This is a genomic window from Rhodocyclus tenuis, from assembly GCF_014197755.1.
Classification (GTDB): domain Bacteria; phylum Pseudomonadota; class Gammaproteobacteria; order Burkholderiales; family Rhodocyclaceae; genus Rhodocyclus; species Rhodocyclus tenuis.
Map to the genome: position 1 here is coordinate 41,958 of NZ_JACIGE010000017.1, position 25,685 is coordinate 67,642.

General features: G+C 68.9%; 27 protein-coding genes. 17 read left to right on the forward strand and 10 right to left on the reverse strand.

Going from position 1 to position 25,685, the window contains the following annotated elements:
- Positions 1 to 51: 51 nt before the first annotated feature.
- The 3 genes from GGD90_RS17150 to ppa form a co-directional block, all read right to left on the reverse strand.
- Positions 52 to 390: a P-II family nitrogen regulator gene (locus GGD90_RS17150; protein ID WP_153116287.1), complete on the reverse strand. Its 339-nt coding sequence runs from the start codon at positions 388 to 390 to the stop codon at positions 52 to 54.
- A gap of 110 nt (positions 391 to 500) precedes the next feature.
- A complete protein-coding gene (locus tag GGD90_RS17155; protein ID WP_153116288.1) occupies positions 501 to 2,132 on the reverse strand; it encodes an NAD+ synthase in 1,632 nt (543 codons plus the stop codon).
- A 127-nt stretch (positions 2,133 to 2,259) separates the two neighbouring features.
- Positions 2,260 to 2,808 (reverse strand): inorganic diphosphatase, encoded by a 549-nt coding sequence (gene ppa / locus GGD90_RS17160; RefSeq protein ID WP_153116289.1) that lies wholly within the window; start codon positions 2,806 to 2,808, stop codon positions 2,260 to 2,262.
- Positions 2,809 to 3,057: 249 nt separating this feature from the next.
- Here ppa and GGD90_RS17165 point away from each other — a divergent pair, with 249 nt between their 5' ends.
- Complete coding sequence (locus GGD90_RS17165) at positions 3,058 to 3,744, forward strand: RluA family pseudouridine synthase (protein WP_153116290.1); 687 nt, start codon at positions 3,058 to 3,060, stop codon at positions 3,742 to 3,744.
- An 81-nt stretch (positions 3,745 to 3,825) separates the two neighbouring features.
- Here the strand turns inward: GGD90_RS17165 and GGD90_RS17170 are convergent, their stop codons facing one another.
- A complete protein-coding gene (locus GGD90_RS17170; RefSeq protein ID WP_153116291.1) occupies positions 3,826 to 4,749 on the reverse strand; it encodes a DNA ligase in 924 nt (307 codons plus the stop codon).
- A 223-nt stretch (positions 4,750 to 4,972) separates the two neighbouring features.
- Here GGD90_RS17170 and GGD90_RS17175 point away from each other — a divergent pair, with 223 nt between their 5' ends.
- A complete protein-coding gene (locus tag GGD90_RS17175) occupies positions 4,973 to 5,620 on the forward strand; it encodes a 2'-5' RNA ligase family protein (protein ID WP_153116292.1) in 648 nt (215 codons plus the stop codon).
- Between the two features lie 41 nt (positions 5,621 to 5,661).
- On the opposite strand, the gene GGD90_RS17180 is transcribed toward GGD90_RS17175, so the two are convergent.
- Entirely contained in the window at positions 5,662 to 6,600 is a 939-nt protein-coding gene (locus tag GGD90_RS17180; RefSeq protein WP_200384133.1) for an ABC transporter substrate-binding protein, read from the reverse strand.
- A 324-nt stretch (positions 6,601 to 6,924) separates the two neighbouring features.
- Between GGD90_RS17180 and GGD90_RS17185 the strand changes: the two genes are divergently transcribed.
- The 3 genes from GGD90_RS17185 to tcuB all read left to right on the forward strand — a co-directional run bounded on the left by GGD90_RS17185 (position 6,925) and on the right by tcuB (position 10,012).
- On the forward strand, positions 6,925 to 7,278 hold the full coding sequence (locus GGD90_RS17185; RefSeq protein WP_153116293.1) for a cysteine-rich small domain-containing protein: 354 nt from the start codon (positions 6,925 to 6,927) through the stop codon (positions 7,276 to 7,278).
- Between the two features lie 89 nt (positions 7,279 to 7,367).
- Entirely contained in the window at positions 7,368 to 8,858 is a 1,491-nt protein-coding gene (gene tcuA, locus GGD90_RS17190; protein ID WP_221227819.1) for an FAD-dependent tricarballylate dehydrogenase TcuA, read from the forward strand.
- On the forward strand, positions 8,855 to 10,012 hold the full coding sequence (gene tcuB, locus GGD90_RS17195; RefSeq protein WP_153116295.1) for a tricarballylate utilization 4Fe-4S protein TcuB: 1,158 nt from the start codon (positions 8,855 to 8,857) through the stop codon (positions 10,010 to 10,012). Before tcuA ends, tcuB begins: the two co-directional genes overlap by 4 nt.
- Before the next feature lie 169 nt (positions 10,013 to 10,181).
- Here the strand turns inward: tcuB and GGD90_RS17200 are convergent, their stop codons facing one another.
- On the reverse strand, positions 10,182 to 11,093 hold the full coding sequence (locus GGD90_RS17200; RefSeq protein WP_153116296.1) for a LysR family transcriptional regulator: 912 nt from the start codon (positions 11,091 to 11,093) through the stop codon (positions 10,182 to 10,184).
- Between the two features lie 130 nt (positions 11,094 to 11,223).
- Here GGD90_RS17200 and GGD90_RS17205 point away from each other — a divergent pair, with 130 nt between their 5' ends.
- The 4 genes from GGD90_RS17205 (at position 11,224) to GGD90_RS17220 (ending at position 16,308) form a co-directional block, all read left to right on the forward strand.
- Complete coding sequence (locus GGD90_RS17205) at positions 11,224 to 12,645, forward strand: form I ribulose bisphosphate carboxylase large subunit (protein ID WP_153116297.1); 1,422 nt, start codon at positions 11,224 to 11,226, stop codon at positions 12,643 to 12,645.
- Positions 12,646 to 12,683: 38 nt separating this feature from the next.
- Entirely contained in the window at positions 12,684 to 13,040 is a 357-nt protein-coding gene (locus GGD90_RS17210; protein WP_153116298.1) for a ribulose bisphosphate carboxylase small subunit, read from the forward strand.
- Positions 13,041 to 13,113: 73 nt separating this feature from the next.
- Positions 13,114 to 13,917 (forward strand): CbbQ/NirQ/NorQ/GpvN family protein, encoded by an 804-nt coding sequence (locus GGD90_RS17215; RefSeq protein ID WP_153116299.1) that lies wholly within the window; start codon positions 13,114 to 13,116, stop codon positions 13,915 to 13,917.
- A gap of 15 nt (positions 13,918 to 13,932) precedes the next feature.
- Positions 13,933 to 16,308, forward strand: a complete 2,376-nt coding sequence (locus GGD90_RS17220) for a nitric oxide reductase activation protein NorD (protein ID WP_153116300.1) — start codon at positions 13,933 to 13,935, stop codon at positions 16,306 to 16,308.
- A gap of 67 nt (positions 16,309 to 16,375) precedes the next feature.
- Here the strand turns inward: GGD90_RS17220 and nhaR are convergent, their stop codons facing one another.
- Positions 16,376 to 17,335 carry a transcriptional activator NhaR gene (gene nhaR / locus GGD90_RS17225; RefSeq protein WP_153116301.1) on the reverse strand — a complete coding sequence of 320 codons (960 nt, stop codon included), beginning with the start codon at positions 17,333 to 17,335 and terminating at the stop codon, positions 16,376 to 16,378.
- A 114-nt stretch (positions 17,336 to 17,449) separates the two neighbouring features.
- On the opposite strand from nhaR, the gene GGD90_RS17230 reads away from it, so the two are divergent.
- The 7 genes from GGD90_RS17230 to GGD90_RS17260 all read left to right on the forward strand — a co-directional run bounded on the left by GGD90_RS17230 (position 17,450) and on the right by GGD90_RS17260 (position 22,174).
- On the forward strand, positions 17,450 to 17,806 hold the full coding sequence (locus GGD90_RS17230; RefSeq protein WP_153116302.1) for an HPF/RaiA family ribosome-associated protein: 357 nt from the start codon (positions 17,450 to 17,452) through the stop codon (positions 17,804 to 17,806).
- Positions 17,803 to 18,312: a 5-(carboxyamino)imidazole ribonucleotide mutase gene (gene purE / locus GGD90_RS17235; RefSeq protein ID WP_153116303.1), complete on the forward strand. Its 510-nt coding sequence runs from the start codon at positions 17,803 to 17,805 to the stop codon at positions 18,310 to 18,312. The genes GGD90_RS17230 and purE overlap by 4 nt, the downstream gene beginning before the upstream one ends.
- Positions 18,309 to 19,481 (forward strand): 5-(carboxyamino)imidazole ribonucleotide synthase, encoded by a 1,173-nt coding sequence (locus GGD90_RS17240; RefSeq protein WP_153116304.1) that lies wholly within the window; start codon positions 18,309 to 18,311, stop codon positions 19,479 to 19,481. The genes purE and GGD90_RS17240 overlap by 4 nt, the downstream gene beginning before the upstream one ends.
- A 162-nt stretch (positions 19,482 to 19,643) precedes the next feature.
- Positions 19,644 to 20,585 carry a sodium-dependent bicarbonate transport family permease gene (locus GGD90_RS17245; protein ID WP_153116305.1) on the forward strand — a complete coding sequence of 314 codons (942 nt, stop codon included), beginning with the start codon at positions 19,644 to 19,646 and terminating at the stop codon, positions 20,583 to 20,585.
- Complete coding sequence (locus GGD90_RS17250; RefSeq protein ID WP_153116306.1) at positions 20,582 to 20,890, forward strand: DUF3240 family protein; 309 nt, start codon at positions 20,582 to 20,584, stop codon at positions 20,888 to 20,890. Before GGD90_RS17245 ends, GGD90_RS17250 begins: the two co-directional genes overlap by 4 nt.
- 118 nt (positions 20,891 to 21,008) lie before the next feature.
- Positions 21,009 to 21,776 carry a cobalt-precorrin-6A reductase gene (locus tag GGD90_RS17255; RefSeq protein WP_153116307.1) on the forward strand — a complete coding sequence of 256 codons (768 nt, stop codon included), beginning with the start codon at positions 21,009 to 21,011 and terminating at the stop codon, positions 21,774 to 21,776.
- Between the two features lie 29 nt (positions 21,777 to 21,805).
- Entirely contained in the window at positions 21,806 to 22,174 is a 369-nt protein-coding gene (locus GGD90_RS17260; protein ID WP_153116308.1) for a VOC family protein, read from the forward strand.
- Positions 22,175 to 22,280: 106 nt separating this feature from the next.
- Here GGD90_RS17260 and GGD90_RS17265 read toward each other — a convergent pair whose 3' ends face one another.
- The 3 genes from GGD90_RS17265 to GGD90_RS17275 are packed head-to-tail and all read right to left on the reverse strand — an operon-like array spanning position 22,281 to position 24,573.
- Complete coding sequence (locus GGD90_RS17265) at positions 22,281 to 23,195, reverse strand: precorrin-3B C(17)-methyltransferase (protein ID WP_153116309.1); 915 nt, start codon at positions 23,193 to 23,195, stop codon at positions 22,281 to 22,283.
- A complete protein-coding gene (locus GGD90_RS17270; RefSeq protein ID WP_153116310.1) occupies positions 23,192 to 23,947 on the reverse strand; it encodes a precorrin-2 C(20)-methyltransferase in 756 nt (251 codons plus the stop codon). The genes GGD90_RS17265 and GGD90_RS17270 overlap by 4 nt, the downstream gene beginning before the upstream one ends.
- Entirely contained in the window at positions 23,947 to 24,573 is a 627-nt protein-coding gene (locus tag GGD90_RS17275; RefSeq protein ID WP_153116311.1) for a precorrin-8X methylmutase, read from the reverse strand. Before GGD90_RS17275 ends, GGD90_RS17270 begins: the two co-directional genes overlap by 1 nt.
- Positions 24,574 to 24,655: 82 nt before the next feature.
- Between GGD90_RS17275 and cobF the strand changes: the two genes are divergently transcribed.
- A complete protein-coding gene (cobF, locus tag GGD90_RS17280) occupies positions 24,656 to 25,534 on the forward strand; it encodes a precorrin-6A synthase (deacetylating) (protein ID WP_221227820.1) in 879 nt (292 codons plus the stop codon).
- The last annotated feature ends 151 nt before the right edge of the window (positions 25,535 to 25,685 follow it).

The window sequence follows — 25,685 nt, forward strand, 5'->3', positions numbered from 1 at the left end:
CCCGCCAATGGCGGGCCTTGCTTTTTGGATGCCGTTAAAGCTGCGGGGGGTTCAGACTGCCGCTTCGTCGGTCTCGCCGGTGCGGATGCGGACGACCTGCTCGACGGTGCTGACGAAGATCTTGCCGTCGCCGATCTTGCCGGTGCGCGCAGCCTTGATGATCGCTTCGATGGCCGCCTCGACGATGCTCTCGGTAACGACGATTTCGATCTTGATCTTGGGCAGGAAGTCGACGACGTATTCGGCGCCGCGATAAAGCTCGGTATGCCCCTTCTGCCGGCCGAAGCCCTTGACCTCGGTGACGGTGAGACCGGTGACGCCGATTTCCGACAAGGCCTCGCGCACCTCGTCGAGTTTGAAAGGCTTGATGACCGCTTCGATTTTTTTCATCGTTCCATCTCCCTGTATTTATGCCGTTCGCCAACCCTGCGCAGGGCGCCAATCGTATCAGAAAACCTTGACCGGAGCCCCCGAAAACGCCGCACAGCGCTTGTTCCGCCTCAAAACGGGTCGCGATAGCGGTTGGTGATCGGATAGCGCCAATCCTTGCCGAAACCGCGCTGCGTGACGCGGATGCCGACCGGCGACTGGCGACGCTTGTACTCGCTGATGCGCAGCAGCCGGACGACGCGGCGCACATCGGCCTCGGCGTAGCCGCGAGCGATGATTTCGCGCGGCGACTGGTCGTTTTCCATGTAGGCCTCGACGATCGCGTCGAGCACCTCGTAGGGCGGCAGGCTGTCCTGGTCGGTCTGGTCGGGCTTCAACTCGGCTGACGGCGGGCGCGTGATGATCCGTTCGGGAATTGGCGGCTTGTCCGGCGACTGCGCATTGCGCCAGTGCGACAGGCGATAGACCAGCGTCTTGGCGATGTCCTTGATCACGGCGAAGCCGCCGGCCATGTCGCCGTAGAGCGTGCAATAGCCGACCGCCATTTCCGACTTGTTGCCGGTGGTCAGCACCAGCGCGCCGCTGCGGTTCGACAAGGCCATCAGCAGCAGGCCGCGGATGCGCGCCTGCACGTTTTCTTCGGTGGTATCATTGGTGCCGGCGGCGTCGAGCACCGGCGCCAGCAGGCCGGCGAAGGTCTGCATCGCCACGGCGATCGGCACCTCGTCGTAGCGCACGCCAAGTATCTGTGCCATGGCGCGCGCGTCGTCGAGGCTGATTTGCGCGGTGTAGGGCGACGGCATCATCACCGCACGCACGCGTTCCGCGCCGAGCGCGTCGACGGCGATGGCCAGCGTCAGCGCCGAATCGATTCCGCCGGAGAGGCCGATGATCGCGCCGGGGAAACCGTTCTTGCCGAGGTAGTCACGCACGCCAAGCACCAGCGCGGCATAGACCTCGGCTTCGGGCGACAACGGCGGTGCAATCTCGCCGGGCAGCACGCGGCCGTCGCGGATGACGACGAGCAACAGCGCTTCGGCAAACTGCGGCGCAGCGCAGCGCAGCGTGCCATCGGCGTCGAGCGCGAACGAGGCACCGTCGAAAACCAGTTCGTCCTGACCGCCAACGAGGTTGGCGTAAAGCACCGGCATGCCGGTGGCAGCGACGCGCTCGCGCAGCACGTCGGCACGCTGTGCCGGCTTGTTCAGGTGATAGGGCGAGGCGTTGAGCACCAGCAGCAGCTCGGCGCCCGCCGCGTGCGCGCGCTCGGCGGTACCGGCGTCCCAGACGTCCTCGCAGATGTTGATGCCGCAGCGCACGCCGGCGATCGTCACAACGCAGGCGGCGTCGCCCGGCGTGAAGTAACGCTGCTCGTCGAAAACCTGCGCGTTCGGCAAGCTCTGCTTGCAGTAAGTGGCGACACGACGGCCGGCGGCGAGCAGCGTCGCCGCGTTGTAGCAGCGGCCTTCGCGCAGCAGCGGATGACCAACCAGTACCGCGAACTCGCCCAGCGCAGCCAGACGCGCCGCCAGCGCGTCGAGTTCGTCGTCGCAGGCGGCGAGGAAATCCGGGCGCAGCAGCAGGTCTTCCGGCGGATAGCCGCACAGCGCAAGTTCGGGTGTAAGCAGCAGCGCAGCACCGGCGGCGTGCGCACGCTCGGCAAAGCCGGTGATGCGCTCGGCGTTGCCGGCAAGATCGCCGACGACGGCGTTGATCTGGGCAATGGCAACGGAGAGCGTCATGGCGGCGTGGCGACGAAAGAGTTGGGGTGCGGGGAGAAACGCCCCGGCGAAGCATCAGCCGGGGGTGAAGCGGAAGCAGGCCAAACGCGGCGGCCGGCGCAGCACCGCCGCACCGCCTTCAGGCAGCTCAGTAGTTCGGCTTGTCCTGCGCGTCTTCGTAACGACGAACGCCTTCGAGGATTTCCGCCTTGGCGTCCTCGACCTCGCGCCAGCCATTGACCTTGACGAACTTGCCCGGCTCGAGATCCTTGTAGTGCTCGAAGAAGTGCGAGATCTGGTCAAGCTGGATCTGCGGCAGTTCGCGCGGGCTGGTGATGCTGCGGAACATGCGCGAAATCTTGTCGACCGGAACGGCGAGGACCTTGGCGTCGGCGCCGGCTTCGTCTTCCATCGCCAGCATGCCGATCGGGCGGCAGCGCACGACCACACCCGGCGGCAGTGCGAACTGGCAGAGCACCAGCACGTCGACCGGGTCACCATCGCCTGCAATGGTGTGCGGGATGTAGCCGTAGTTGCAGGGGTAATGCATCGCCGTGGACATGAAACGGTCGACGAAGATCGCCCCGCTTTCCTTGTCGACCTCGTACTTGATCGGGTCGGAACGCATCGGGATTTCGATGATGACGTTAAAATCGTTCGGCAGGTCCTTGCCGGAAGGAACGTTATTCAGGGCCATTCGCGTGCTTTCTTTCGAGGTTTGAGCGGGGTGCGCGATTATACCTTTGAGCAAGCGTTTACGCCCCGCCAGCATGCGCAAGGCCTTGCCGAAACGCCAGTGTTGAAGCGCGGCGGAGCATGCGGCAAGATGCGGCTCCCCGCTGCAGCCCCGTGCAACGCGCAACATAGCCCCGAACCTCCTGCGACGCCCGCGATGACGCCTGCCACTCCCCTGAATCCCCTGGCGCCGGCCGCGCCGCTTCCGGCAATGGCTTCGACCGCTGCAGCGCCTGTCGCGCTGGCGCACGGCATCCCCGGTACACGCGACGGCTTCCGTCTGCTTTACATCGACGAATGGATCATCGTCGCCGACAAGGCGAGCGGGCTGCTCTCGGTGCCGGGGCGCGGCCCCGACAAGCAGGACAGTCTCGGCCTGCGCGTCGCCGCCGAATTCGCCGACGCGCTGATGGTGCACCGGCTCGACATGGATACCTCGGGACTGCTCGTCATCGCGCGCGGCGCCGAGATGCACCGGCGCCTCAGCCGCATGTTCCGCGAACGGCGCATCGACAAGGAATACGTCGCACTGGTCAGCGGCCAGCCGGCGGCAACGCACGGCGAGATCGCGCTGCCACTCGCTGCCGACTGGGAGAACCGGCCACGGCAACGCGTCGACCTCGTCGCCGGCAAGCCTTCACTGACGCGCTATCGCGTCGCCAACTACGACGGCGCGAGCGATGTCGCCCGCCTCGAACTGCGCCCGCAGACCGGCCGTTCTCACCAGTTGCGCGTACATCTGCAGGCGCTCGGCCATCCCATTCTCGGCGACGCGCTCTACGCCGATGCGACGGCTTTCGCCAAGGCACAGCGCCTTTGCCTGCATGCTGCGCGCCTCGCCTTCACGCACCCGCAGCATGGGCAATGGCTCGAGTTCGCCAGCGCCGCGCCGTTTTGAGTGCATGCCGCTTGCCCGAAAGCGAAAACTCAAACGGCTTTACGACGAATTTACGTTGTAGCGCTGCGGCGTAGCGAATATTCAAAAAGCGTCGGCGACGCGCCAGTAGCGCGGGAAGCGCGGCAGGCCGGCGGGCGTCAATTCCGTGTAGCGGTAGCTCAGACGCGTGCCGGGCGGCGGCGGATTCTGCCGCAGCGCGTCCGACAACCCGCTGCCGAGACGGAAGCGGCGGCCATCGTCGGTCTGCATCAGCAAGGCGCCAACGCTGCCGTGCAAACGGCCCTTGCCCGGCAGATGCGCGAGCACCGTCGCCTCGGCGTCGTGCCAGGGTTTGAGCTTGAGCAGTGCATCGTTGCGCCCGGTCAGGTAGGGCGCGTCGGCGCGATGCAACATCAGGCCCTCGCCACCGGCGGCGACGGTCGCCGCAAGCTGCTGCGCCAGTTCGCCACAGTCGGCCACGCGAAACTGCGCGACTGCCTCGAGCCAGGGAACGCCCGCCGCCGCGACCAGCTGGCGCAGGCGCTGCCAGCGTTCGCTGAACGTCAGCGCCGCTTCGTCGGCCGTTGCTGGCGGCAACTCGAACACATGCAGCTGCAGGCGGCGCCATTCGGATTCAAGCGGCTGCTCACGGCGGACGATTGCCGACAGCGCATCGAACTGGCCGCGGCCGAGCCACAATTCGCCGTCGAGCGGATGCGGCGGCAGCGCGGCGGTGAACCAAGCCGGTGCGGCAATCGCCCGGCCACTGCGGAAGCGCAGCGTCGTGCCGTCCCAGAAAGCGCGCACGCCGTCGAGCTTTTCGCTCACCCAGTAGGCCGACGGATCAACCGAGTCGCGATAGTTCGCGGCAAGCAGCAAGGGCGGCGGATTGACTGACGCGGCGATCGGCGCCGCCGCCCCCGCCACAGGCGGCGCATCGGCGCTCAGCGCCAGCAAGGCCGGTGGCCAGAACAGGCCGGAGGCAAGCACGACGACGGAAACGGTTTCGCGCAAAGGAGCTGACATTTTTTCCCTCCGGCTCGTGGGTACGGGAAGCAGCCATCGCGACAGGCGCACCAACATGCCGTAATCATACCCCGCGACAAACGATGCTTGCAGCACCGCATCGTCCACCAGCGCGATCCGCAATTCGCGCTCGCCGGGCAAAATGTCCGTTCGCGGCCGGTGTTAGCATGGCGGCCGCGCCGCCAACACCGCCCTGCCCCCGGAACCCATTACCGAATCATCCATGCGTACGCATTTCTCCCGCTCGCCGCGTAGCGTCCCGCTCGAAAACCGCGACTATCCCGAATGGCGGCGCGGTCGCGAGCGCTACGGCATCTGGATGATCGACGCCGACACGCCGCCGCTGCGCGAACGCATCGCGCTGGCACGCGCCGAACTTGGCGACCTGCTCACCGAACACCAGCGCAGCCCGCACATCACGCTCTTCGTCTGCGGCTTCCTCGTCGCCAAAGCGGTGCGCATCGACCCGTTCGACGACGATTTCGACGACGCCATGCGCGCGCGCCAGCGGCAGGCGCTGGCGGCAGCCCGGCCAGCCGCCTTCACTCTCGAGATCGGCGGCATCAACAGTTTCGATTCGGCGGTATTTTTCGAAGTTCATGGCGCCAGCCAGGCGCTGCGCAACGTCCGCCGCGCGCTCAGCCGCGGGCAGGCCGAGATCTGTCCGGGCCGCTATACGCCACACCTGACCGTTGGTCTGTATCGCGATGCCTTCGCCAAAAGCGAGCTGCGCCGCCGCCTGGCCGTACTGGCGACGCTGCCGCCGATCCGCCTCGAGGTGCGCGAAATCGTCTTTGCCGGCTACAGCGCCTGCTCGCTCGACGGACCACTGGCAATCATCGAAAGGCTGCCGCTGGCGCCAGCGCGCTGAGCGGCGCGTGACGCCTTCGCCTGGCAGGATCGGCAGCGCAATCAGGGCCAGGCGGCAGCGAGTGGCATCTGCCGCGGCGGCGGCGCAATCGGCCCGCTGGCGGCAGCGCGCAGACAGCGCGCCAGAATCTCGGCCGCTTCGCCAAGACGCGGACCGGGTCGCGCCAGCACGTCGGCCTCGTCATCCTGCAACCAGCAGATACGCTGCTCGCGTACGGCGCGGATCTGCCCCCAGCCCGCCCGCTTCGGCAGACTGAGTGCGTCACGACGAGCAACCATGATCACCTGCGGATCGGCACGCGGCACGTATTCCGGCGAGAGGCGAGGAAACAGGCCGAGGCGCGCCGGAACTACATTGCGCGCACCGAGCCGCGCCAGCGATTCGCCGATGAACGAAGCCTCGCTCGCCGCGTAGAGCGAACTCTCGAACTCGTAGTAGAAGCTCAGACCACGCGCTGCCGCCGGCACGCTCTGCGCCGCCCGCGCGATGCGCGCATCGATCTCGCGCCAGGCTGCGTCGGGATCGCGCAGGCCGAGCAGGCGCCCGAGAATGCCGAGCGCACGCTGCACATCGCGCTGATTGCGCTGCTCCAGCAAGAGCACTTTCAGCCCGCGCGCCTGCAGCCTTTCGGCGACGCGCGGCACATAGCCGATCAGCACCAGATCGGGCTTGAGCGCGACGATGGCGTCGATATCCGGACTGATGATTTCGCCGACCTTCGGCGTGCGCAGCAGCGCGGACGGATAGTTGGAATAGCGGTCGGTGGCGACGATGCGCGCGCAGGCGCCCAGCACGCACAGCGACTCACTGAGCGCCGGCACCAGACTGACGATGCGCTGCGGTGGCGCCGGCAGGCTGACGCTGACGCCGCGATCGTCCTTCAGGGTGATCTGTGCCATCGCCGCGGCCGACAGCAACAAGCCTGGCCAGACCAGGAATAGTGCCACCAGCACAGGCCACGGCAAGAGCGTCTTGCGCACGCTGATCGCTGCGGAACTTGTCGATTCGAGCTGCAGGAGAGGCTCCGGAAAAAGCCGCGGCAAAAATCCGCGGGAAACGCCGGCGCTCGTCACACCGACGTTCTTGTAGGCCGGCATCATAGCGCGCGGCCGCGACCCGATGCAGGAACTTTTGCACATAGCATGCGCGGTGACGCCGCCGCAGCCGCGCTGCAGGCGGGATGGGAACGCCACGCCGCCTTGACCGGCCGGAGAGCAAACGGTTTAATGAAGCTGCCCTTCCGGCCCCCGGCAGCGCATCGCCGTCACGCCACAACTTCCCGACCGCAGCCCCGTGGAGCCCGCATGGAACCCAAAGACGCCACCCTCAACGAAGCCTACAAAGGGTTCACCAACACGGCCTGCCCGTTCTATCCCTGTCATCCCGGCGTCAAGCGCGAATTCAACTGCCTGTTCTGCTACTGCCCGCTGATCGCCTACGAATGTCCGGGTCCGTACAAGGTGTTTACCAGCCGGAACGGCGTCGTGCGCAAGGACTGCACCGACTGCACGCTGCCGCACGACGGCTACCGGCAATCGTGGAATTTCATCCAGAAATGGGTCGCCTACCCCGTAGTCTGGTCGGGCAAGGAACAGACGCGGCCGCCGGCACCGCGCCCGGAAGCCGCCGAACCGGACCCGGCACCCGGGGCTGCATGAAGCGAAACACGCCCGCTGCGACGGGCTGCGAAGCTTCTCCGGCAATCGACGCAGCGCCCGCCGCCGGGGCAGCAAACGACCGCGCCAGAGTGGCACTTGAGCACGTCGACGTGCTCGTCGTCGGCGGCGGCATCGCCGCTTTGTGTGCTGCGATCGAGGCCGCCGAAGCCGGCGCGCGCGTGCAGCTGCTCGAAGCCGCGCCGCGCGCCCTGCGTGGTGGCAACAGCCGGCATTCGCGCAACCTGCGCCTGGCCAACGCACATGAAACCCCCTGGCAGCGCGACAGTTACGCGGTAAAGGACTTTGGCGAAGAGCTAGGCAGAGTCACGGCGCATGGCGCTGTCGGCGGCGGCGGCGAAACTGGCCGGGAAGCCGGCAGTGGAACGGACAACAGCACCGGCAGCGCCGCTCTGGCCGCGACGCTGGTCGCCGGATCGACCGGACTCGACGGCTGGCTGATGGCGCACGGCGTCGCGCTGCAGCCGACCGCCGGCGGCCTGCTGCCGTTCTCGCGCAAGACCGTGTTCTTCCTCGGCGGCGGCAAGGCGATGGTCAACGCGCTTTACGCCGCAGCCGAAGCGGCCGGCGTCGCCATCGCCTACGACAGCCGCGTCGCCACGCTGACGCTTGACACTGCCGGTGCCGGTGCCGGTGCCGGTGCCGGTGCCGGTGCCAGTGACATCGTCGCCGAAACGCCCGCCGGCGAGCGCCATTTCGCCGCTGGCGCCGTCGTCCTCGCCAGCGGCGGCTACCCGGCCAACCGCGACTGGCTCGGCGAACGCTGGGGCGACGCCGCCGCGCGTTTCGCCAACCGCGGCACGCCCTACCAGCGCGGCGAACTGCTGCGCGCGCTGCTCGACGCTGACGCACAGCCGGCCGGCACTGCCGGCGACTGCCACCTCGTCGCCGTCGATGCGCGCGCGCCGCAGGACGACGCCGGCATCGTCAGCCGCGTCGACGGCATGCCGCTGGGCATCGTTGTCGGCGCCGACGGCCGACGCTTCCACGACGAAGGCGAAGACATCGGCCCGATCCGCTTCTCGCACTGGGGCCAGCGGCTGGCGCACCTCCCCGGCCAGCGCGCCTGGCTCGTCCTCGACGCCGACGGCGTCGCCGCGCTGCCGCCGCTGCTCTACCCGCCGCTCAGCGCGCCAACGCTGCCCGCGCTCGCCGCGCTGGCAGGAATCGACGACGACGCGCTCGTCGCCACGCTCGCCGACTACAACGCAGCGGTCGCGGCGGCGCTGGACGCCGGCGAATCCTGCGCCCAGCCACCCGGACAGCCGGCGCGCCACGTGCACGCCAGCCCACCGACGCGTCCGCTGCTGCGCGCGCCCTTCGCCGCGATTCCGATGCAGCCGGGCGTCAGCTTTACCTGCTTCGGCGTCGCCACCGACGCGCAGGCGCGCGTGCGTCGCGCCGGCGGTGGCGTCTGGCCGCGCCTGTTCGCCGCCGGCATGATCATGGCGCCGGCGGTGCTCGGCAGCGCCTACCTCTCGGGCGCGGCGCTGACCATTGGCGCCGTCTTCGGCCGTATCGCCGGGCGCGAGGCGGCGCTGATCGCGCGCGAGGCGCGATGAAGCGCGAATCTTCGCTGCCGACACCGCTGCCGCCGAGAGAGCAGACGCTGGCCGCGCTGATCGACGAAGCGCGGCGCACGCTGGCGCTGTGCAACGTCTGCGGCTACTGCACCGGCTACTGCGACGTCTTTGCCGCTGCCGAGCGGCGCCCGGCGCTCACCGCCGGCGAACTCGCGCATCTGGCGCACCTGTGCCACAACTGCCGCTCGTGCTATTACGCCTGCCAATACGCGCCGCCGCACGCCTTCGCCATCAACGTGCCGGCGACGCTGGCGCGGCTGCGCGCCGCCGACTACCGGGCGCGCGCCTGGCCGGCGGCACCGTCGGTGGCGGCTCTCAGCGCGCTGGTGCTCGCCTGCCTGCTCGGCGTGCCGCTGCTGGTGCTGCTGAGCGTGCCGGCCGACACCCTGTTCGCCGTCCATCGCGGCCCCGGCGCCTTCTACGCCGTCGTCCCCTGGCCGCAGATGAGCGGTGTGGCGGCGCTCGCCTTTGGCGGCGCGGCGCTGCTGATCGGCATCGGCGCACTGCGTTTCTGGCGACAGAGCGCCGGCAGCGCGCCGCCGGCGACCAACACAACGGCGGCGACGCTGGCGGCGCTACCGCGCGCCCTCGCCGACATCGCCACGCTGCGCAATCTCGACGGCGGCGGCACCGGCTGCCACGAACGCGAGGACGCATCGGCGCGCGGTCGCCGCCACGCGCACCACGCGCTGTTCTACGGCTTCCTGCTCTGCCTGGCCTCGACCGCCAGCGGCGCCTTCCAGCACCATTTCCTCGGCCAGCCGGCGCCCTACCCGGTGCTCAGCGCGCCGGTTATTCTCGGCAGTCTCGGCGGCGTCGCCATGCTCGCCGGCATCGCCGGGCTCGTTCGCCGCAAGCGCAGCGCCGACCCGGCGCCAACCGCCAGCGAAACCGAACCCGCTAACCGCCTGCTGCTCGCCACGCTCGCCGCCACCGCCGCCAGCGGTCTGGCGCTGCTCGCGCTGCGCGACACGCCGGCCATGGGCATGAGCCTGGCGCTGCACTTGGGCAGCGTGCTCGGGCTGGCGCTGTCGATGCCCTACGGCAAGTTCGTGCACGGCGCTTACCGCGGGCTGGCGCTGCTGCGGCAGGCGCGCGAAGACCGGCAGCTCACGGCGCGCAGACGTCGCTGAATTGCCGGCCACTTGCTGAGCTCGCGGCGACCACGCGACCGCCATCCCCAGGCAACCCGCAGAAAAATCGCCGCCACCGCCAACGGCTGATCGGTCGACGCCGGCCTGCCTTGGCGCGTGACAGGAACCGGCAAGGCGCCGACCGCACCGGCACCCGCACGACGCCGCTTCACTCCGGAAAATCGAGAGCCGTGTCTCGCTGACTGGCGAGCAGGTGATCGATGAAAGCCGCAGCCACCGCCGACAGATGTTTGCCCGCCGGATAGGCGACGTACCACTGGCTCTGCAGTGGAAAACCCGCCACGTCGAGCGGCTGGATCAGACCGGCTTCGCCTTCGAGCGCCAGCGTGTGCCGCGACAGCACGGAAAGGCCCAGGCCGCCGGCGATCGCCTGCTTGATCGCCTCGTTGCTGCCGAGCTCCATGCGCACCTTCAGCGTGCAGCCCTGCGCCGCGAAGAAGCGCTCGGCGGCGCGGCGCGTGCCGGAGCCGCGTTCGCGCAGGATGAACGGCTCCTCGGCGATGCGCGCGGGCGGAATCGCCTTCTGCCCGACGAGCGGATGGTCGTGGCGGGCGAGGACGACCAGCGGATTGTCGGCAATCGGCGTGGCGACGACGTCCAGCTCGCCCGGCGGCTTGCCGAGGATGACCAGATCGTCCTCGTTGGCAGCCAGACGCGCGAGCAGCTTCTCGCGGTTGGTGACGGTGAGCTCGGCCTCGATCCCCGGATGGCGCGCGCAGAACTCGCCGAGCAGGCGCGGAATGAGGTACTTGGCGGTGGTCACCATCGCAATGCGCAGGCGACCGCGCTTGAGCCCCTGCAGATCGGCGAGGCGCATTTCCAGCCGCTCCAGCGCGTCAAGCGTTTCGCGACTGGTCGCCAGCACTTCCTCGCCGGCGGCGGTGAGATGCAGCTTCCGGCCGATGCGTTCGAGCAGCGGCAAACCAACGCTCTCCTCGAGCTGGCGCACCTGCGCGAACACCGCCGGTTGCGTCAGGTGCAGCGCTTCCGCCGCGCGCGTGTAACTCAGGTGGCGGGCGACGGCGGCAAAGATCTGCATCTGGCGGAGGCTGAAGCGCATCGTTCAAGAATACACAAAACTCTATTCTCAGTCTAAAAACTATCGAGTTCTGTTTATTCAGAGACATCGGCATAGTGCATCCACCCCGAACGTATCGGGTCCGACCGACGAGCACACTGAGGAGAGAGGCATGGCCGCAAAGAAATACGACGCCGGCGTCAAGGAGTACCGAACGATGTACTGGCAGCCGGATTATCCGGTGAAGGATTCCGATTTTCTCGCCGTCTTCAAGGTCGTTCCGCAGGCCGGCGTGTCGCGCGAGGAAGCCGCCGCCGCGGTCGCCGCCGAGTCGTCGACCGCCACGTGGACGACGGTGTGGACCGACCTGCTGACCGACCTCGAGTACTACAAGGGCCGCGCCTACGCGATCGAGGACGTGCCGGGCAACGACGAGGCCTTCTACGCCTTCATCGCCTACCCGATGGACCTGTTCGAGGAAAGCTCGGTGGTCAACGTGTTCACCTCGCTGTGCGGCAACGTCTTCGGCTTCAAGGCGGTGCGCTCGCTGCGTCTGGAGGACGTGCGCTTCCCGCTGTGGTTCGTCACCACCTGCCCCGGCCCGCCGCACGGCATCCAGGTCGAGCGCGACAAGATGGACAAGTACGGCCGGCCGCTGCTCGGCTGCACGATCAAGCCCAAGCTCGGCCTGTCGGCGAAGAACTACGGCCGCGCCGTCTATGAATGCCTGCGCGGCGGCCTCGATTTCACCAAGGACGACGAGAACGTGAACTCGCAGCCGTTCATGCGCTGGCGCGACCGCTTCTCCTTCGTGCAGGAAGCAATCGACAAGGCCGAGCAGGAAACCGGCGAGCGCAAGGGGCACTACCTCAACGTCACCGCCGGCACCTTCGAGGAAATGATGGAGCGTGCGGCCTACGCCAAGGAACTCGGCTCGCCGATCATCATGAACGACTTCCTCACCACCGGCTGGGCGGCGCACCAGAGCCTGTCCAAGTGGTGCCGCAAGAACGGCATGCTGCTGCACGTGCACCGCGCGCTGCACGGCGTGATCGACCGCAACCCCAACCACGGCATCAACTTCCGCGTGCTGGCCAAGCTGCTGCGTCTGATGGGCGGCGACCACCTGCACTCGGGCACCGTCGTCGGCAAGCTCGAAGGCGACCGCGCGGCGACGCTCGGCTGGGTCGACCTGATGCGCGAACGCCACATCAAGGCCGACCGCGCACGCGGCATCTTCTTCGACCAGGACTGGGGACCGATGCCCGGCGTCTTTCCGGTCGCCTCCGGTGGCATCCACGTCTGGCACATGCCGGCGCTGGTCGCCATTTTTGGCAACGACTCGGTACTGCAGTTCGGTGGCGGCACCATCGGCCACCCCTGGGGCAACGCCGCCGGCGCCTGCGCCAACCGCGTCGCGCTCGAAGCCTGCGTGCAGGCGCGCAACGAAGGTCGCGCGATCGAGAAGGAAGCCAAGGACATCCTCACCGAAGCCGCCCGCTCCAGCCCCGAACTCAAGGTGGCGATGGAAACCTGGAAGGAGATCAAGTTCGAGTTCGACGTGGTGGACAAGCTCGACGTCCAGCACCGCTGAACCGGCCGACCTCCCCTAATTGACTGAAAGGACAGCACATGAGCAACGTACAGGACTACGCCTCCCGCCTGAGCGATCCGGGCAGCCGCAAGATGGGCACCTTTTCCTACCTGCCGCCGATGGACGCCGCACAGATCCGCAAGCAGATCGAGTGGATCGTCAGCAACGGCTGGAACCCGGCGATCGAGCACGTCGAGCCACAGCACGCCATGGACAGCTACTGGTACATGTGGAAGCTGCCGATGTTCGGCGAGACCGACATCGACCTGATCCTCGCCGAACTCGACGCCTGCCACCGCGCCAACCCGGACAACCACGTGCGCCTGATCGGCTACGACAACTTCAAGCAGAGCCAGGGCGCCAGCATGGTGATCCATCGCGGCCGGGCGGTCTGATCCCGGCCCGCCTCAGCTCCCCCGCCGCGCCGCCCCTGCTGCGCGGCGGGGGCTTCCCCGACAGGAGCGTGCAATGAGCGACATCCTCGCGCAGTACCGCATTCCCGCAGAACCCTACTACCGCCCCGTCGCTGACGAGGTCACGCTGTTCGAGGCCGCCTACGCGGCGAAGATGCCGCTGATGCTCAAGGGGCCGACCGGCTGTGGCAAGACGCGTTTCGTCGAACACATGGCCTGGTGGCTCGGCAAGCCGCTGGTCACCGTCGCCTGCAACGAGGACATGACGGCCTCCGACCTCGTCGGGCGCTTCCTTCTCGACGCCTCGGGAACACGCTGGCAGGACGGCCCGCTCGCCTTCGCCGCGCGCCACGGCGCGATCTGCTACCTCGACGAAGTGGTCGAGGCGCGCCAGGACACGACGGTGGTGATCCACCCGCTGACCGACAAGCGCCGCGCGCTGCCGCTGGAAAAGAAAGGCGAGTTCCTGCGCGCGCACCCCGACTTCCATCTGGTGATCTCGTACAACCCGGGTTACCAGAGCCTGATGAAAGACCTCAAGCAGTCGACCAAGCAGCGCTTCGGCGCGCTCGACTTCCACTACCCGGCGCACGCGGTCGAAAGCGAAATCGTCGCCGATGAGGCGAAGATCGATGTCGCCACGGCCGACAAGCTCGTCGCCATCGCCGAGCGCTCGCGCAACCTGAAGGGCCACGGGCTCGACGAGGGGCTGTCGACGCGCATGCTGATCCACGCCGGCGAGCTGATCGCGCGCGGCGTGGCGCCGCTGGCCGCGTGTCGCGTCGCGCTGGTGCGGCCGATCACCGACGACCCCGACATGCGCGACGCGCTCGACGCCGCCGTCGCCACCTTCTTCTAGACGCCGGAAAAGACGATGAGCGCGCACCTTGCCGAGCATCAGGCGCTGCTCGACGAACTGCCGGCAGCGGCGCAGGCGCTGGCGGCTGCCGCCTGGCCCGAGGCGGTGCGCGCGCTCAGTGCGCGTGGCCTCGACAACTGGCTCAAGGGCGCGCTGGCGCTGCAGCGCATGGGGCGCGGCGACGGCATCGTCGCCGCCTGGATCGGCGACGTGCCGGCGGTAGCGCGCGAACTCGGCGAAGAGATCCTGCCCGACTTCGCCCAGCACTGCCTGCAGTTCGCCTCGCGCACCTCGGGCGCGGTGATCGAGCGCATCGTCGCCAGCGCGCCGACCGCTGCCCGCCGCCTCGGCGACGCCGAACTGTTCCGTGACTACCTGCGCCTGCTCGACGTCCTGCTCGGCCAGGCGCCGCGCGGGCTGCGCCCGCTGCTCGAACACCTCGACGAACTGCTCGGCGTGCTCACCCTCGGCGGCCTGCGCCGCTGGGCGCTGTGGGGCGCGCAGGCGCACCGCACCGATTTCGCCGAACAGCTGCGCTACTTCAGCCTCGCCTCCGAAGAAGCGAAGGCGGTGCTGCAACAGGAACGCAAGGGCACGCTTTTCGTCGACATCCACCGGCGCATCGGCATGTACCTGCGTGCGCTGTGGGGACGCGACTTCTTCCTGCGCCCGAGCGCTGGCGATTTCGATTCACCCGAGGGCAACCGGCCGTTCATCGCCGACTTCTTCGTACATCTGCCCGACGCCTGCGACGACTGGCAAAGACTTCCCGGCCTCGAGCTCTACCGCGCCGCAGCCGCGCACTGCGCCGCGCACATCGTGGCGACGACGACGCGTCTCGACGGCGAGGCGTCATCCCAGCCCGCGCCGCTGTCGACACTGCAACGCGCCTGCGTCGGCCTGATCGAGGACGCACGCGTCGAGGCGCTGGCGATCCGCCGCTTCCCGCGCCTGAAGGAACTGTGGCTGCAGTTCCACCGCCCGGATACTCAGCTCGACACGCAGGCCGACAGCGTCGGCGCCCGCTTTGGCCGCATTGCGCGCGCGCTGCTCGACGCCGATGCCGCCGACGGCGCGGACGCTGGTGCTGGTGATGGCGCTGGCCATCACGACACGCTCGTAGCCTGGACGCGCACGCGCTTTGCCGCCGCCGATCTGTCCAGCCACGCCGTTTCGCGCGAACTCGGCCTCGCGCTGGCCGGCGAGATCGCCCGCCTCGGCCTGCCCTGGTCGCCACACCGCGACGGACTGGCCGTTCCCTACCGCGACGACAACCGCTACCTGTGGGAATACGACCGCGCGCGCGCCGACGACGCCTTTGCCGCGGCGCAGCGCGAAGCGCAGGTGCGCCGCTACGTCAGCGTCTCGGAGATGGTCAACGAAGTCGAGGTCGAAACGGCCGGCGACGACGCACAGGAAATCTGGGTCTGTGCCAGCGAGTTCTTCGACGACGACGGCGTCTCGTTCAACGCCCGCGAAGGCCGCGAGCCGGTTGCCGAACCCTGCCATTACGACGAATTCGACTACCAGCTGCAGCTGACACGGCCGCTGTGGACGACGGTGCAGGAAAAGCGGCCGAAGCTCGGCGAGCTCGCCGTCGTCGAGCAGATCATCGACGCGCACCGTCCGCTCACGCAGCGCCTCAAGCATCTGCTGGAGGCGCTGCAGCCACAGGGCGTGCAACGCATCCGCAAGCTCGAGGACGGTGACGAGCTCGACCTTGAGGCGGCAATCCGCGCGCAGGTCGACCGGCGCCTCGGGCAGACGCCCGACCCGCGCGTGATGATGCGTTCGCTGCGCAAGACGCGCGACATCGCCGTGCTGGTGCTGCTCGACCTCTCGGAATCGACCAACGATCGCGTCGCCGGCCAGGACTACACCGTGCTTGAGCTGACGCGCGCCGCCACCGTGCTGCTCGGCGAGGCGATCGACACCGTCGGCGACGCCTTCGCGCTGCACGGCTTCTGTTCGGACGGACGACACAACGTTTTCTACCAGCGCTACAAGGACTTCGCGCAGCCCTGGGGCGACCTCGCCAAGGCGCGGCTGGCGGGCATGGAAGGCCGCCTGTCGACGCGCATGGGTGCGGCGATCCGCCACGCCGGGCAAGAGCTGGCGCGGGTGCGCGCGAAGCGCAAGCTGCTGCTCGTCGTCACCGACGGCGAGCCGGCCGACATCGACGTGCGCGACCCGCACTACCTGCGCTTCGACGCCAAAAAAGCCGTCGAGGAAGTCAGCGCCCGCGGAGTCAAGCCTTTCTGCCTGACGCTCGATCCGCGCGCCGACCAGTACGTCGCGCGCGTTTTCGGCCAGCGCAACTACCTCGTCCTCGACCACGTCGAGCGCCTGCCCGAACGCCTGCCGCTGCTCTACGCCGGATTGGCGAGGTGAAGCCCGTCGCGACGCCGAGCCTGACAGCAGTGGACCGCGGCGGCAAAGCCGGCCGCCGCCGGCGAGGCTAGTCCTTGGCCGCGTCGCCAGCCGGCGCCAGGGAGGCAGCGGCTGCGCCGGTCACCGCGGCAAGCGGCGCGAACAGGCCGCTGCGCGCCTGCTCGCTGACGGCGCGCGCCGCTGGGTGGGTCAGCCGGCGCTCGGCCGAAATCAGGAAAAAGCGTTCGCGCAACTCGTTCGTCTCGCCGAGCTTGCGCACCTGATAGTGCGCCTGCACCTCGGCGACGCTCGCCGCCGGCACCGGGAAGACGCCGGCACCGGCCTCGCCGAAGGCTTTCATCAGCGCGCTGTCGGCGAACTCGCCGACGATGCGCAGGTGCAAGCCCTGCCGTTCGAGCCAGCGCGGCAGGCTGGCGTGCAGCGCACTGTCACCACCGGGCAGGAGCAGCGGTGCGCCGTTCATGCACGCCGGGAAGCCCGGACCGAGACGTTCGGCGAGCGCCGGCGCCGCCATGAAAGCCACCGCCGATTCGCCGAGCAGGTGGCTGTAGCCCTTGATTTCCGTCCCCGGCGGCATCGGTCGGTCGGACAGCACCATGTCGAGGCGGTGGATCGCCAGATCGGCGAGCAGGCGGTCGAGACGGTCTTCCTGACAGACGAGGCGCACCGCTTCCGGCAGCGCCAGCACCGGTGCCAGCAGGCGGTGCGCGGTGAACTTCGGCAGCACGTCGGAAATGCCGACGCGGAAGGTGACGAAGCGCTCCTCGGCGCCGTGGCGCAGCAGGTCTTCGAGCTCGGCGCCGGTCTGGAAGATTTCCTCGGCGTAGGACTGCGCCAGCCGCCCGGCCTCGGTCAGCTCCAGCCGCCGCCCGGCGCGCTGGAACAGCGCGACGCCGAGCCGCTCCTCGAACTGCGCGATCTGGCCGGAGAGCGTCTGCGGCGTCAGGTGCAGGCGTTCGGCGGCGCGGATGACGCCGCCGGCGCGGGCGACGGCGAGAAAGTAATGCAGGTGTTTGTAGTTCAGCATCGCGGCCCCCAATTGTTCGTATTTTTTTATCTTTTCACTAAATATTATCTGTTTTTTTCGATTCTTCAAGGCGCCGATAATCGGTGCTCCACCACCCGCACAAAGAGGATTTCCATGAACATACAGATGCATGCGCAAGGGTTCCCGCTCAGCAACGAGGTGAGGGACCACATTTCACGGCGCCTTGCCTACGCGCTGAATCACGGTCTGGACAAGATCAGCCGCGTCGTCGTCCGCCTCGCCGACGTCAATGGCCCGCGCGGCGGCGTCGATAAGGAGTGCAGCATCGAAGTGCGCCTCAAGGGTGCTCCCGCCATCGTCATCGAGGACACGCAGGCCGAGCTCCTCGTCGCCATCGATCGCGCCACCGAACGCGCCGGGCGCACGCTCGACCGCCGCCTCAATCGCCGCCAGGACCACCCCGGCGGACCGCCGTTCAGCCCGGAAGCTGCTGCAGGAGCCGCCGCATGACGCGCGCCGCCAAGGCGTCGCCACTGATCGGCATCGTCATGGGCTCGGACTCGGACTGGCCGACGCTGCAGGCGGCGGCGTGGATCCTCGGAGACTTCGCCGTTCCCTACGAGGCGCGCGTCGTCTCGGCGCACCGCACGCCCGATCTGATGTTCGAGTACGCGGCCACGGCCCGCGAGCGCGGCCTGCGCGCGATCATCGCCGGCGCCGGCGGCGCGGCGCACCTGCCGGGAATGCTGGCGGCGAAGACGCCGCTGCCGGTGCTCGGCGTGCCGGTGCAATCGAAGGCGCTCGCCGGGCAGGATTCGCTGCTCTCGATCGTGCAGATGCCGCGCGGCATTCCGGTCGCCACCTTCGCCATCGGCGAAGCGGGCGCTGCCAACGCGGCACTGTTCGCCGTCGCCCTGCTCGCCGCCGGCGACGCGGCACTGGCGGCGCGCCTCGACGCCTTCCGCCGTACCCAGACCGAAAAGGTGCTGGCGATGAAGCTGGCCTTGCCGCAATGATCCTGCCACCAGCCACCCTCGGCTTGCTCGGCGGCGGGCAACTCGGCCGCTTCTTCGTCAGTGCGGCGCATGAACTCGGCTATCGGGTCGTTGTGCTCGACCCCGACCCCGACAGCCCGGCCGGCCGCATCGCCGACCAGCATCTGGCCGCCGCCTACGACGATCCGGCGGCGCTCGACCACATGGCAGCCACTTGCGCTGCGATCTCCACCGAGTTTGAAAACGTTCCGGCTGGCTCACTCGCCTGGCTCGCGCGCTCGCTGCCGGTGAGGCCCGGCGCCGAGGCCGTTTCCATTTGCCAGAACCGCTGTGCGGAAAAGGCCTTCCTCAGGCGTTTCGGCCTGCCGCTTGCGCCCTATGCCGAGATTCGCTGCGCGGAAGACGTGCAGCTCGCCGATGCCGATCTGTTCCCTGGCATCCTCAAGGTGGCGCGCTTCGGCTACGACGGCAAGGGGCAGGTCGTCGTCGACAATCGCGCGCAGGCGCGCGAGGCCTTCGTACGTTTCGGCTTCGAGCCCTGCGTGCTGGAAAAGAAACTGGAGCTGGAACGCGAGTTGTCGGTGGTGCTGGCGCGCGACGAGAACGGCGAAGTCCGCTGCTTTGCCGCGGCCGAGAACCTGCATCGGCGGGGCATCCTCGACGTCTCCTTCGTCCCCCACGCCCGCGCCGGCGAGGCGGCAGCGGCCGAGCGACTCGCCGTCGAACTGGCACAGCGCATGGACTACGTCGGCGTGCTGGCGGTCGAGTTCTTCGTCGTCGGCAAGCGCATCTACATCAACGAAATGGCGCCGCGGCCGCACAACTCCGGCCATTACACGCTCGATGCCTGCGCCACCAGCCAGTTCGAGCAGCAGGTGCGCGCGCTGTGCGGCCTGCCGCTGGGCGACCCGCGTCGCCATTCGGCGGCGGTGATGGTCAACCTGCTCGGCGATCTTTGGTACGGCGACGGCGAGGAAGCCGCGCGTGAACCCGACTGGCGGAAACTGCTCGCGGTACCCAACCTGAAGCTGCATCTCTATGGCAAACCAGACGCCAGACCAGGCCGGAAAATGGGGCATTTCACCGTTCTCGGCAGCGAAGCTGCGACTGCGGTTGAAACGGCGCTGGCGGTGCATCAGTCCATCGGCAGCGGGGGTGAAACCCGGCTTGCACGCGCGGAGTCGCGATGAAGCGGGCAAGTGCTGCCAGCCGGCGCCGCGAATCCACTGCCGGCAGCGCATGCGTGCTGATCGTGACACGGCGCGGCCAGCCGCTTTGCCCTTGATGCCGCCCGGCGCGTCGGCGCCGACGGATTGGCGGCAGAAATCGATGCACAGTCGCGGAATCGCGGCATGAGCGACGTCGTCGTCCTCTTCTTCCTCTTCGGTCTTGTCGCCGGTCTGGCGCGTTCCGAACTGAAGCTGCCGGCGGCCTTGTACGAAACGCTGTCGGTCTTCCTGCTGCTGGCGATCGGCCTCAAGGGCGGCGAAGGGCTGGCCAAGCAGGCGCTGCTGCCGCTGCTGCCGCAACTCGGCGCAGTGATCGTGCTCGGTATCGCACAGACGCTGATCGCCTTCGCCCTGCTGCGCGCCGCTGGCGGCTTCGACCGCGCCAATGCGGCGGCGACGGCGGCGCACTACGGTTCGGTCAGCGTCGCCACCTTCGCTGTCGCCCTCAACTGGCTGGCGACGCGCAGCATTCCCTTCGAATCGCAGCTGGCGGTCTTCCTCGCCGTGATGGAGGTGCCGGCGATCCTCGTCGGCATCGTGCTCGCGCGCGGCATCCGCCGCGACACCGACTGGCGCCGGCTGGCGCACGAGACCTTCCTCGGCAAGGGCGTGACGCTGCTGCTCGGCGGCATGGCCATCGGCTGGGCCGCCGGCCCGGACGGTCTGGCGCCGGTGAAGAGCGTCTTCTACGACCTGTTCAAGGGCGCGCTGGCGCTGTTTCTGCTCGAAATGGGCCTGATCGTCAGCCGCCAGTTCGGCGCGCTGCGCCAGCGCGGGCTGTTCCTCGCCGGCTTCGGCATCGCCATGCCACTGTTCTCGGCGCTGCTCGGGCTGGGCACCGGCATCGCGCTCGGTCTGTCGCCGGGCGGCGTGACGCTGCTCACCGTGCTCGCCGCCAGCGCCTCGTACATCGCCGTACCAGCAGCGATGCGTCTGGCCGTTCCGGAGGCGAACCCGGCGCTGTCGCTCGCCGCCTCGCTCGGCATCACCTTCCCCTTCAACCTGCTGGTCGGCATTCCGCTGTACCACCAGCTGGCTACCTATTTCATCGGAGAATCGCCATGACAGCGCCCCGGGAAACGCGCGGACTGCTCACCGTCATCACCGAAGCGGCGCTCGAGGACACGCTGCTGCGCGACTTCGCGCGCCTGGGCGCCCCCGGCTGCACCGTCTCCGACGCGCGCGGCCGCGGACAACGCGGCGTGCGCGACGCCGCCTGGGGCGAAGCGGCTAACGTACGCATCGAAGTCATCTGCCGGCGCGAGCGCGCCGAGGCGCTGCTCGAGCACCTGCAGCAGCACTATTTCGCCGACTACGCCATGGTCGCCTTCGTCCAGGACGTCGTCGTCCTCCGGCCGGAGAAGTTCTGAGCGTGCGCCAGCGCGCTCCATGGTCCACCCGGCGGCCGTCGTGCCGGCAAGCTGCAGCCCGCGGCGGGCGAACCTGCCCGCAGTACAATCGGCGCCTTGTCCATTGCAACGACGCGCCATGTTCACCGTCCTCATCCTCGGCGGCACCAGCGAGGCCTACCAGCTGGCCGAAGCCCTGCACGGCAGCGGCGACAGTGGCGGCTGCGGCCGGCGCGTGATCAGCTCGCTCGCCGGGCGCACCGCGCAGCCACGGCTGCCGGCGGGCGAATACCGCATCGGCGGTTTCGGCGGCAGCGACGGCCTCGTCGCCTATCTGCACCGCGAAAGCATCGACGCCGTGGTCGACGCGACGCACCCCTTCGCCGGGCAGATGCGCTGGCATGCCGCCACCGCCTGCGCTGCCGCCGGCGTGCCGCTGCTGCGGCTCGAACGCCCGGCCTGGCAAGCGGGACCGGGCGACCGCTGGAGCGAGGTGGACGACTGGCCGACAGCGGTGGCGCAGCTCGCTGCCGCGCCACCGGCGCGGCGCGTGCTGCTCGCGCTCGGCCGGCAGGAACTGGCGCCCTTCGCCGCACTCGACGGCGTGCACTTCCTCATCCGCAGCGTCGATCCGCCCGACCCGATGCCGCCCTTCGCCAGCGCCGAGCTGCTGCTGGCGCGCGGACCGTTCACGCTCGCCGACGAGCGCGAACTGCTCGTCCGCCATGCCATCGACACGATCGTCTGCAAGAACAGCGGCGGCGACGCCACCGACGCCAAGCTCGCCGCCGCGCGCGAACTCGGCGTCCGCGTACTGATGCGCCGGCGCCCGCCACAACCCGATTCGCCGACGGTAGCGACGGTCGCTGCCGCGGCGCAGTGGATCGCCGCGCGCGCTGGCAACTAGCCCCGAAACTTCCCGAAAGGAAAACGACCATGTTCGATCACCTCTCACTCGGCGTCAGCGATCTGCCCGCCAGCGAGGCTTTCTTCCTGCAGGCGCTGGCGCCGCTTGGCGTCGCGGTCGCCATGCAGGGGCCGTTCGGCATCGGCATGGGCCGCCACGGCAAGCCGTCCTTGTGGCTGGTACCGGCGACGGTACCGCCGGCACCGCTGCATCTGGCTTTCGCCGCCGAGACGCGCGCGCAGGTGGATGCCTTCTACGCCGCCGCGCTCGCCGCTGGCGGCCGCGACAACGGCGCGCCGGGGCTGCGCCCGCACTACCATCCGAACTATTACGGCGCTTTTGTCATCGGCCCGGACGGCCACAACCTCGAGGCCGTCTGCCACCGGCCGGAGGACTGAAACCGCCGGACGCACGGCCGGGAAGCCGGCGCCGAAACGCGAACGCCGGCAAACGGACCCGCAGAAAGACGTATCAGCTCATACGCCGAAGCGCAGGCGCTGGCGTTCAGGCGCCGGCGGCGCCGTCGCCCGAAGCCTCCGGAGAACCCGCTTCGCCCGCCGGCGCGGCTTCGTACCAGCGCGGCGTATAGACCCAGAGGGAACCGTCGCCGCGCGGGAAGGCGCGCGTCTGCGACGAGCCGACGATGACCACAGTGCGCATGTCCACCTGCGCCGGCGTCACCTCGCCGAGCGTGGTGACGATGAGGCGCTCGGCCGGACGGCCGACGTCGCGGCCGAGGACGACCGGCGTCGTCGCCGGCAGATGGCGGCGCAGCAGATCGAAAGCGCGGCCGAGCTGCCACGGGCGTGCCTTCGAGATCGGGTTGTACAGCGCCAGCACCAGATCGGCGCTGGCGGCAAGTTCGAGCCGGCGCTCGATCAGCTCCCAGGGCTTGAGGTTGTCGGACAGCGACAGCACGCAGAAATCGTGGCCGAGCGGCGCGCCGACGCGCGAGGCGGCGGCCTGCGCCGCCGAGATGCCGGGAACGATGACGAGCTCGACCGCGCGCCACGTCGCGGCGCGTTCGCCGGCGGCGTTGCTGGAGAAATCGCCGCAGGATTCGCCGCTGGAGTTGTCGGCAGCGTTGCCAGCAGCCTCGCACTCCGCGTGCAGCGCCTCGATCACCGCCGTCGCCATGGCGAAGATGCCGGGATCGCCCGACGACACCACGACCACCTTGCGCCCGCTGGCGGCGAGGTCGAAGGCGTGGCGCGCACGATCCATCTCGACGCGGTTGTCGGAAGCGTGCAGCGTCGCCTTGAGCGGCCCGGCGAGGCGGACCGCCATGTCGACGTAGGGGAAATAGCCGATCAGGTCGTCGGCGTCGCGGAATGCCGCCGCCGCGTCCGGCGCCAGCAAGCCTTCCGATCCCGGCCCGAGGCCGACGACCGAGAGGCGGCCGCGCCGAGCGTCGCTCACGCCGCCCACCGCGCGCCGGGAACGAGGATCATCGCGAAGTACGGGACAGTAGCCGGGTCGATGCCGGCCAGCGGCGCGATACGCTGATTAGCCATGGTGGCGCGCTCGACGTAGTGCGCACGCTCGAGCAGGCCGAGTTCGGTGAGCACGCCGCGCACCTTGGCGAAGTTGCTGCCGAGCTTCATGATCGCCGCCGCGTCGCTGTCGGCGAGACGGCGCTTCAGTTCGTCGGCCGGCAGCACGCCCGAGATCACGCTCAGCGTCTGGTTGCGGTACACCAGCGGCGTGCCGAGCACCGAGGCACAGCCGAGCATGGCGCAGACGCCTGGCGTCACCTCGGTTTCGTAACGCTCGGCCAGGCGGTCGTGCAGGTACATGAACGAGCCGTAGAGGAAGGGATCACCTTCGCACACCACCGCCACGTCGCGGCCGGCGTCGAGGTGTGCGGCGACGACCGCCGCCGACTCGTCGTAGAAGTTGGCCAGCGCCGTCTCGTAGCAGAACGGCGGCGGCAGGTTCTCGGTGGTCACCGGGTAGATCAGCGGCTGCACGCACTGCTCGGGCGCGAGGTAGCCCTCGATGATGGTGAGCGCGTTGCCGGCCTTGCCGCGCGCAGCGAAGTGCGCCACCACCGGCGCCTCGCGCAGGCGGCGCAAGGCCTTCAGCGTGATCAGTTCGGGATCACCGGGGCCGACGCCAAGGCCGAACAGGCGGCCCGTCTTGCTGTGGCCAGCGGGAGCAGCGTCGGACATCACTCGTGCTCCGTGCCGAGCGCGTTGAGCGCCGCCGCCGCCATCGCGCTGCCGCCGCGACGACCGCGCACGATGACGAAAGGAACGCCGCGCGGGTTGGCAGCGAGTTCGTCCTTCGACTCGGCGGCACCGACGAAGCCGACCGGGAAGCCGAGGATCAGCGCCGGCTTTGGTGCGCCGGCATCGATCATTTCAAGCAGGCGGAACAGTGCGGTCGGCGCGTTGCCGATCGCCACCACGGCGCCGGCGAGCTTCGGCCGCCACAGCTCAAGCGCCGCAGCCGAGCGCGTGGTGCCGAGCTGGCGCGCAAGTTCGGGCACTTGCGGGTCGTTGAGCGTACAGATGACTTCGTTGCCGGCCGGGATGCGCGAGCGGGTGACGCCGTTGGCGACCATCTGGGCGTCGCACAGGATCGGCGCACCGGCAGCGAGCGCGGCACGGCCGCTGGCGCCGGCGCCGGGCGAGAAGACCAGATCGTCGACCACGTCAGGCATGCCGCAGGAATGGGCGACGCGGACCGCGAGCTTTTCGAGGTCGTCGGGAATGCGCTCGAGCCTTGCTTCGGCGCGGATGATGGCGAAGGACTGGCGATAGATATCGTGCGCGTCGCGGCTGTAGTCGATCATCGGAGCGTCCCGAAAAAACCGGCTATTATACGCGACCGTCCGCTGCCGGCGGCCCTGCCTGGAACGCCGCAGGCGGTGCAGGATGCGCCGTCCGCGTGCAGCAAAGCCTGCGCTTGCTCGTTGCGCTCCGGCGACCATCACCGCCGGCTGTCTGCCCTTCACCGCCTTCTCGCACATTTCTTCGCTGACGATGAAAACGCTCCTCCTCATCGGGATCGGCCCCGGCCACCCCGACTACCTGACGATGCAGGCGATCAAGGCGATCCGCCGCAGCGACGTCTTCTTCTTTCTCGAAAAGGAAGGCCGCGGCAAGGAAGAGTTGCTGCGCGTGCGCAACGACATCCTCGCCGAATACGCCGAGCCCGGCCGCTATCGCTGCGTCGTCGCGCGCAGCCCGGCGCGCAGTGCCGAGCAGGGGTACGAAGCCGGCGTGCGCGACTGGTACGACGACAAGGCGGCGATCATCGCCGGTCTGATCAACGACGAACTGGCAGACGGGCAGACCGGTGCCTTCCTCATCTGGGGCGATCCGGCGCTTTACGACGGCACGCTGAGCATCGTGCAGGACATCCTCGCGCGCGGACTGGCGCAGTTCGACTACGCGGTCATCCCCGGCATCACCAGCGTGCAGGCGCTGGCCGAGAAGCACCGCATTCCGCTCAACCGCGTCGGCGGCGCCTTCACCGTGACGACGCCGCGCGCGCTTGAGCGTGCGCCGCTGGCCGAGGTGGACAACGCGGTGGTGATGCTCGATTCCAATTGCGCTTTCACCCGCTACGCCGGCGAGCCGCTCGACATCTACTGGGGCGCCTACCTCGGCACGCCGGACGAGACGCTCGTCGCCGGCGACCTGCAGACACTGGCGCCCGAACTTGCCGAAAAGGCGCGGCAGGCGCGCGCCGAAAAGGGCTGGCTGTTCGACATCTATCTGCTGCGGCGGCGGAATCCGGAGGCGGATTAGGCGGCTCCAGTCCTGCGGGCGGTACGTTCGGCTTGCAGACCGGAATCCGGGCAGCGTTGGCAGGCGCTCACTCCGTAATGGCTTCGACGCGGTGCTTGCCGCGTCAGTCGCCGAGCTGGTGAAACCTTGCCGGGCGGCGCGCACCGCCCCG

Coding starts and splice junctions, on each gene's coding strand:
- ppa (WP_153116289.1), bottom strand. CDS start 2,808: ATGGCCCTGAATAACGTTCCTTCCGGCAAGGACCTGCCGAACGATTTT.
- GGD90_RS17245 (WP_153116305.1), top strand. CDS start 19,644: ATGAGCGACGTCGTCGTCCTCTTCTTCCTCTTCGGTCTTGTCGCCGGT.
- GGD90_RS17255 (WP_153116307.1), top strand. CDS start 21,009: ATGTTCACCGTCCTCATCCTCGGCGGCACCAGCGAGGCCTACCAGCTG.
- GGD90_RS17170 (WP_153116291.1), bottom strand. CDS start 4,749: ATGTCAGCTCCTTTGCGCGAAACCGTTTCCGTCGTCGTGCTTGCCTCC.
- GGD90_RS17150 (WP_153116287.1), bottom strand. CDS start 390: ATGAAAAAAATCGAAGCGGTCATCAAGCCTTTCAAACTCGACGAGGTG.
- tcuB (WP_153116295.1), top strand. CDS start 8,855: ATGAAGCGCGAATCTTCGCTGCCGACACCGCTGCCGCCGAGAGAGCAG.
- GGD90_RS17215 (WP_153116299.1), top strand. CDS start 13,114: ATGAGCGACATCCTCGCGCAGTACCGCATTCCCGCAGAACCCTACTAC.
- GGD90_RS17210 (WP_153116298.1), top strand. CDS start 12,684: ATGAGCAACGTACAGGACTACGCCTCCCGCCTGAGCGATCCGGGCAGC.
- GGD90_RS17260 (WP_153116308.1), top strand. CDS start 21,806: ATGTTCGATCACCTCTCACTCGGCGTCAGCGATCTGCCCGCCAGCGAG.
- purE (WP_153116303.1), top strand. CDS start 17,803: ATGACGCGCGCCGCCAAGGCGTCGCCACTGATCGGCATCGTCATGGGC.
- cobF (WP_221227820.1), top strand. CDS start 24,656: ATGCGCCGTCCGCGTGCAGCAAAGCCTGCGCTTGCTCGTTGCGCTCCG.
- GGD90_RS17185 (WP_153116293.1), top strand. CDS start 6,925: ATGGAACCCAAAGACGCCACCCTCAACGAAGCCTACAAAGGGTTCACC.
- nhaR (WP_153116301.1), bottom strand. CDS start 17,335: ATGCTGAACTACAAACACCTGCATTACTTTCTCGCCGTCGCCCGCGCC.
- GGD90_RS17165 (WP_153116290.1), top strand. CDS start 3,058: ATGGCTTCGACCGCTGCAGCGCCTGTCGCGCTGGCGCACGGCATCCCC.
- GGD90_RS17270 (WP_153116310.1), bottom strand. CDS start 23,947: ATGTCCGACGCTGCTCCCGCTGGCCACAGCAAGACGGGCCGCCTGTTC.
- GGD90_RS17155 (WP_153116288.1), bottom strand. CDS start 2,132: ATGACGCTCTCCGTTGCCATTGCCCAGATCAACGCCGTCGTCGGCGAT.
- GGD90_RS17200 (WP_153116296.1), bottom strand. CDS start 11,093: ATGCGCTTCAGCCTCCGCCAGATGCAGATCTTTGCCGCCGTCGCCCGC.
- GGD90_RS17220 (WP_153116300.1), top strand. CDS start 13,933: ATGAGCGCGCACCTTGCCGAGCATCAGGCGCTGCTCGACGAACTGCCG.
- GGD90_RS17275 (WP_153116311.1), bottom strand. CDS start 24,573: ATGATCGACTACAGCCGCGACGCGCACGATATCTATCGCCAGTCCTTC.
- GGD90_RS17205 (WP_153116297.1), top strand. CDS start 11,224: ATGGCCGCAAAGAAATACGACGCCGGCGTCAAGGAGTACCGAACGATG.
- GGD90_RS17230 (WP_153116302.1), top strand. CDS start 17,450: ATGAACATACAGATGCATGCGCAAGGGTTCCCGCTCAGCAACGAGGTG.
- GGD90_RS17240 (WP_153116304.1), top strand. CDS start 18,309: ATGATCCTGCCACCAGCCACCCTCGGCTTGCTCGGCGGCGGGCAACTC.
- GGD90_RS17250 (WP_153116306.1), top strand. CDS start 20,582: ATGACAGCGCCCCGGGAAACGCGCGGACTGCTCACCGTCATCACCGAA.
- GGD90_RS17175 (WP_153116292.1), top strand. CDS start 4,973: ATGCGTACGCATTTCTCCCGCTCGCCGCGTAGCGTCCCGCTCGAAAAC.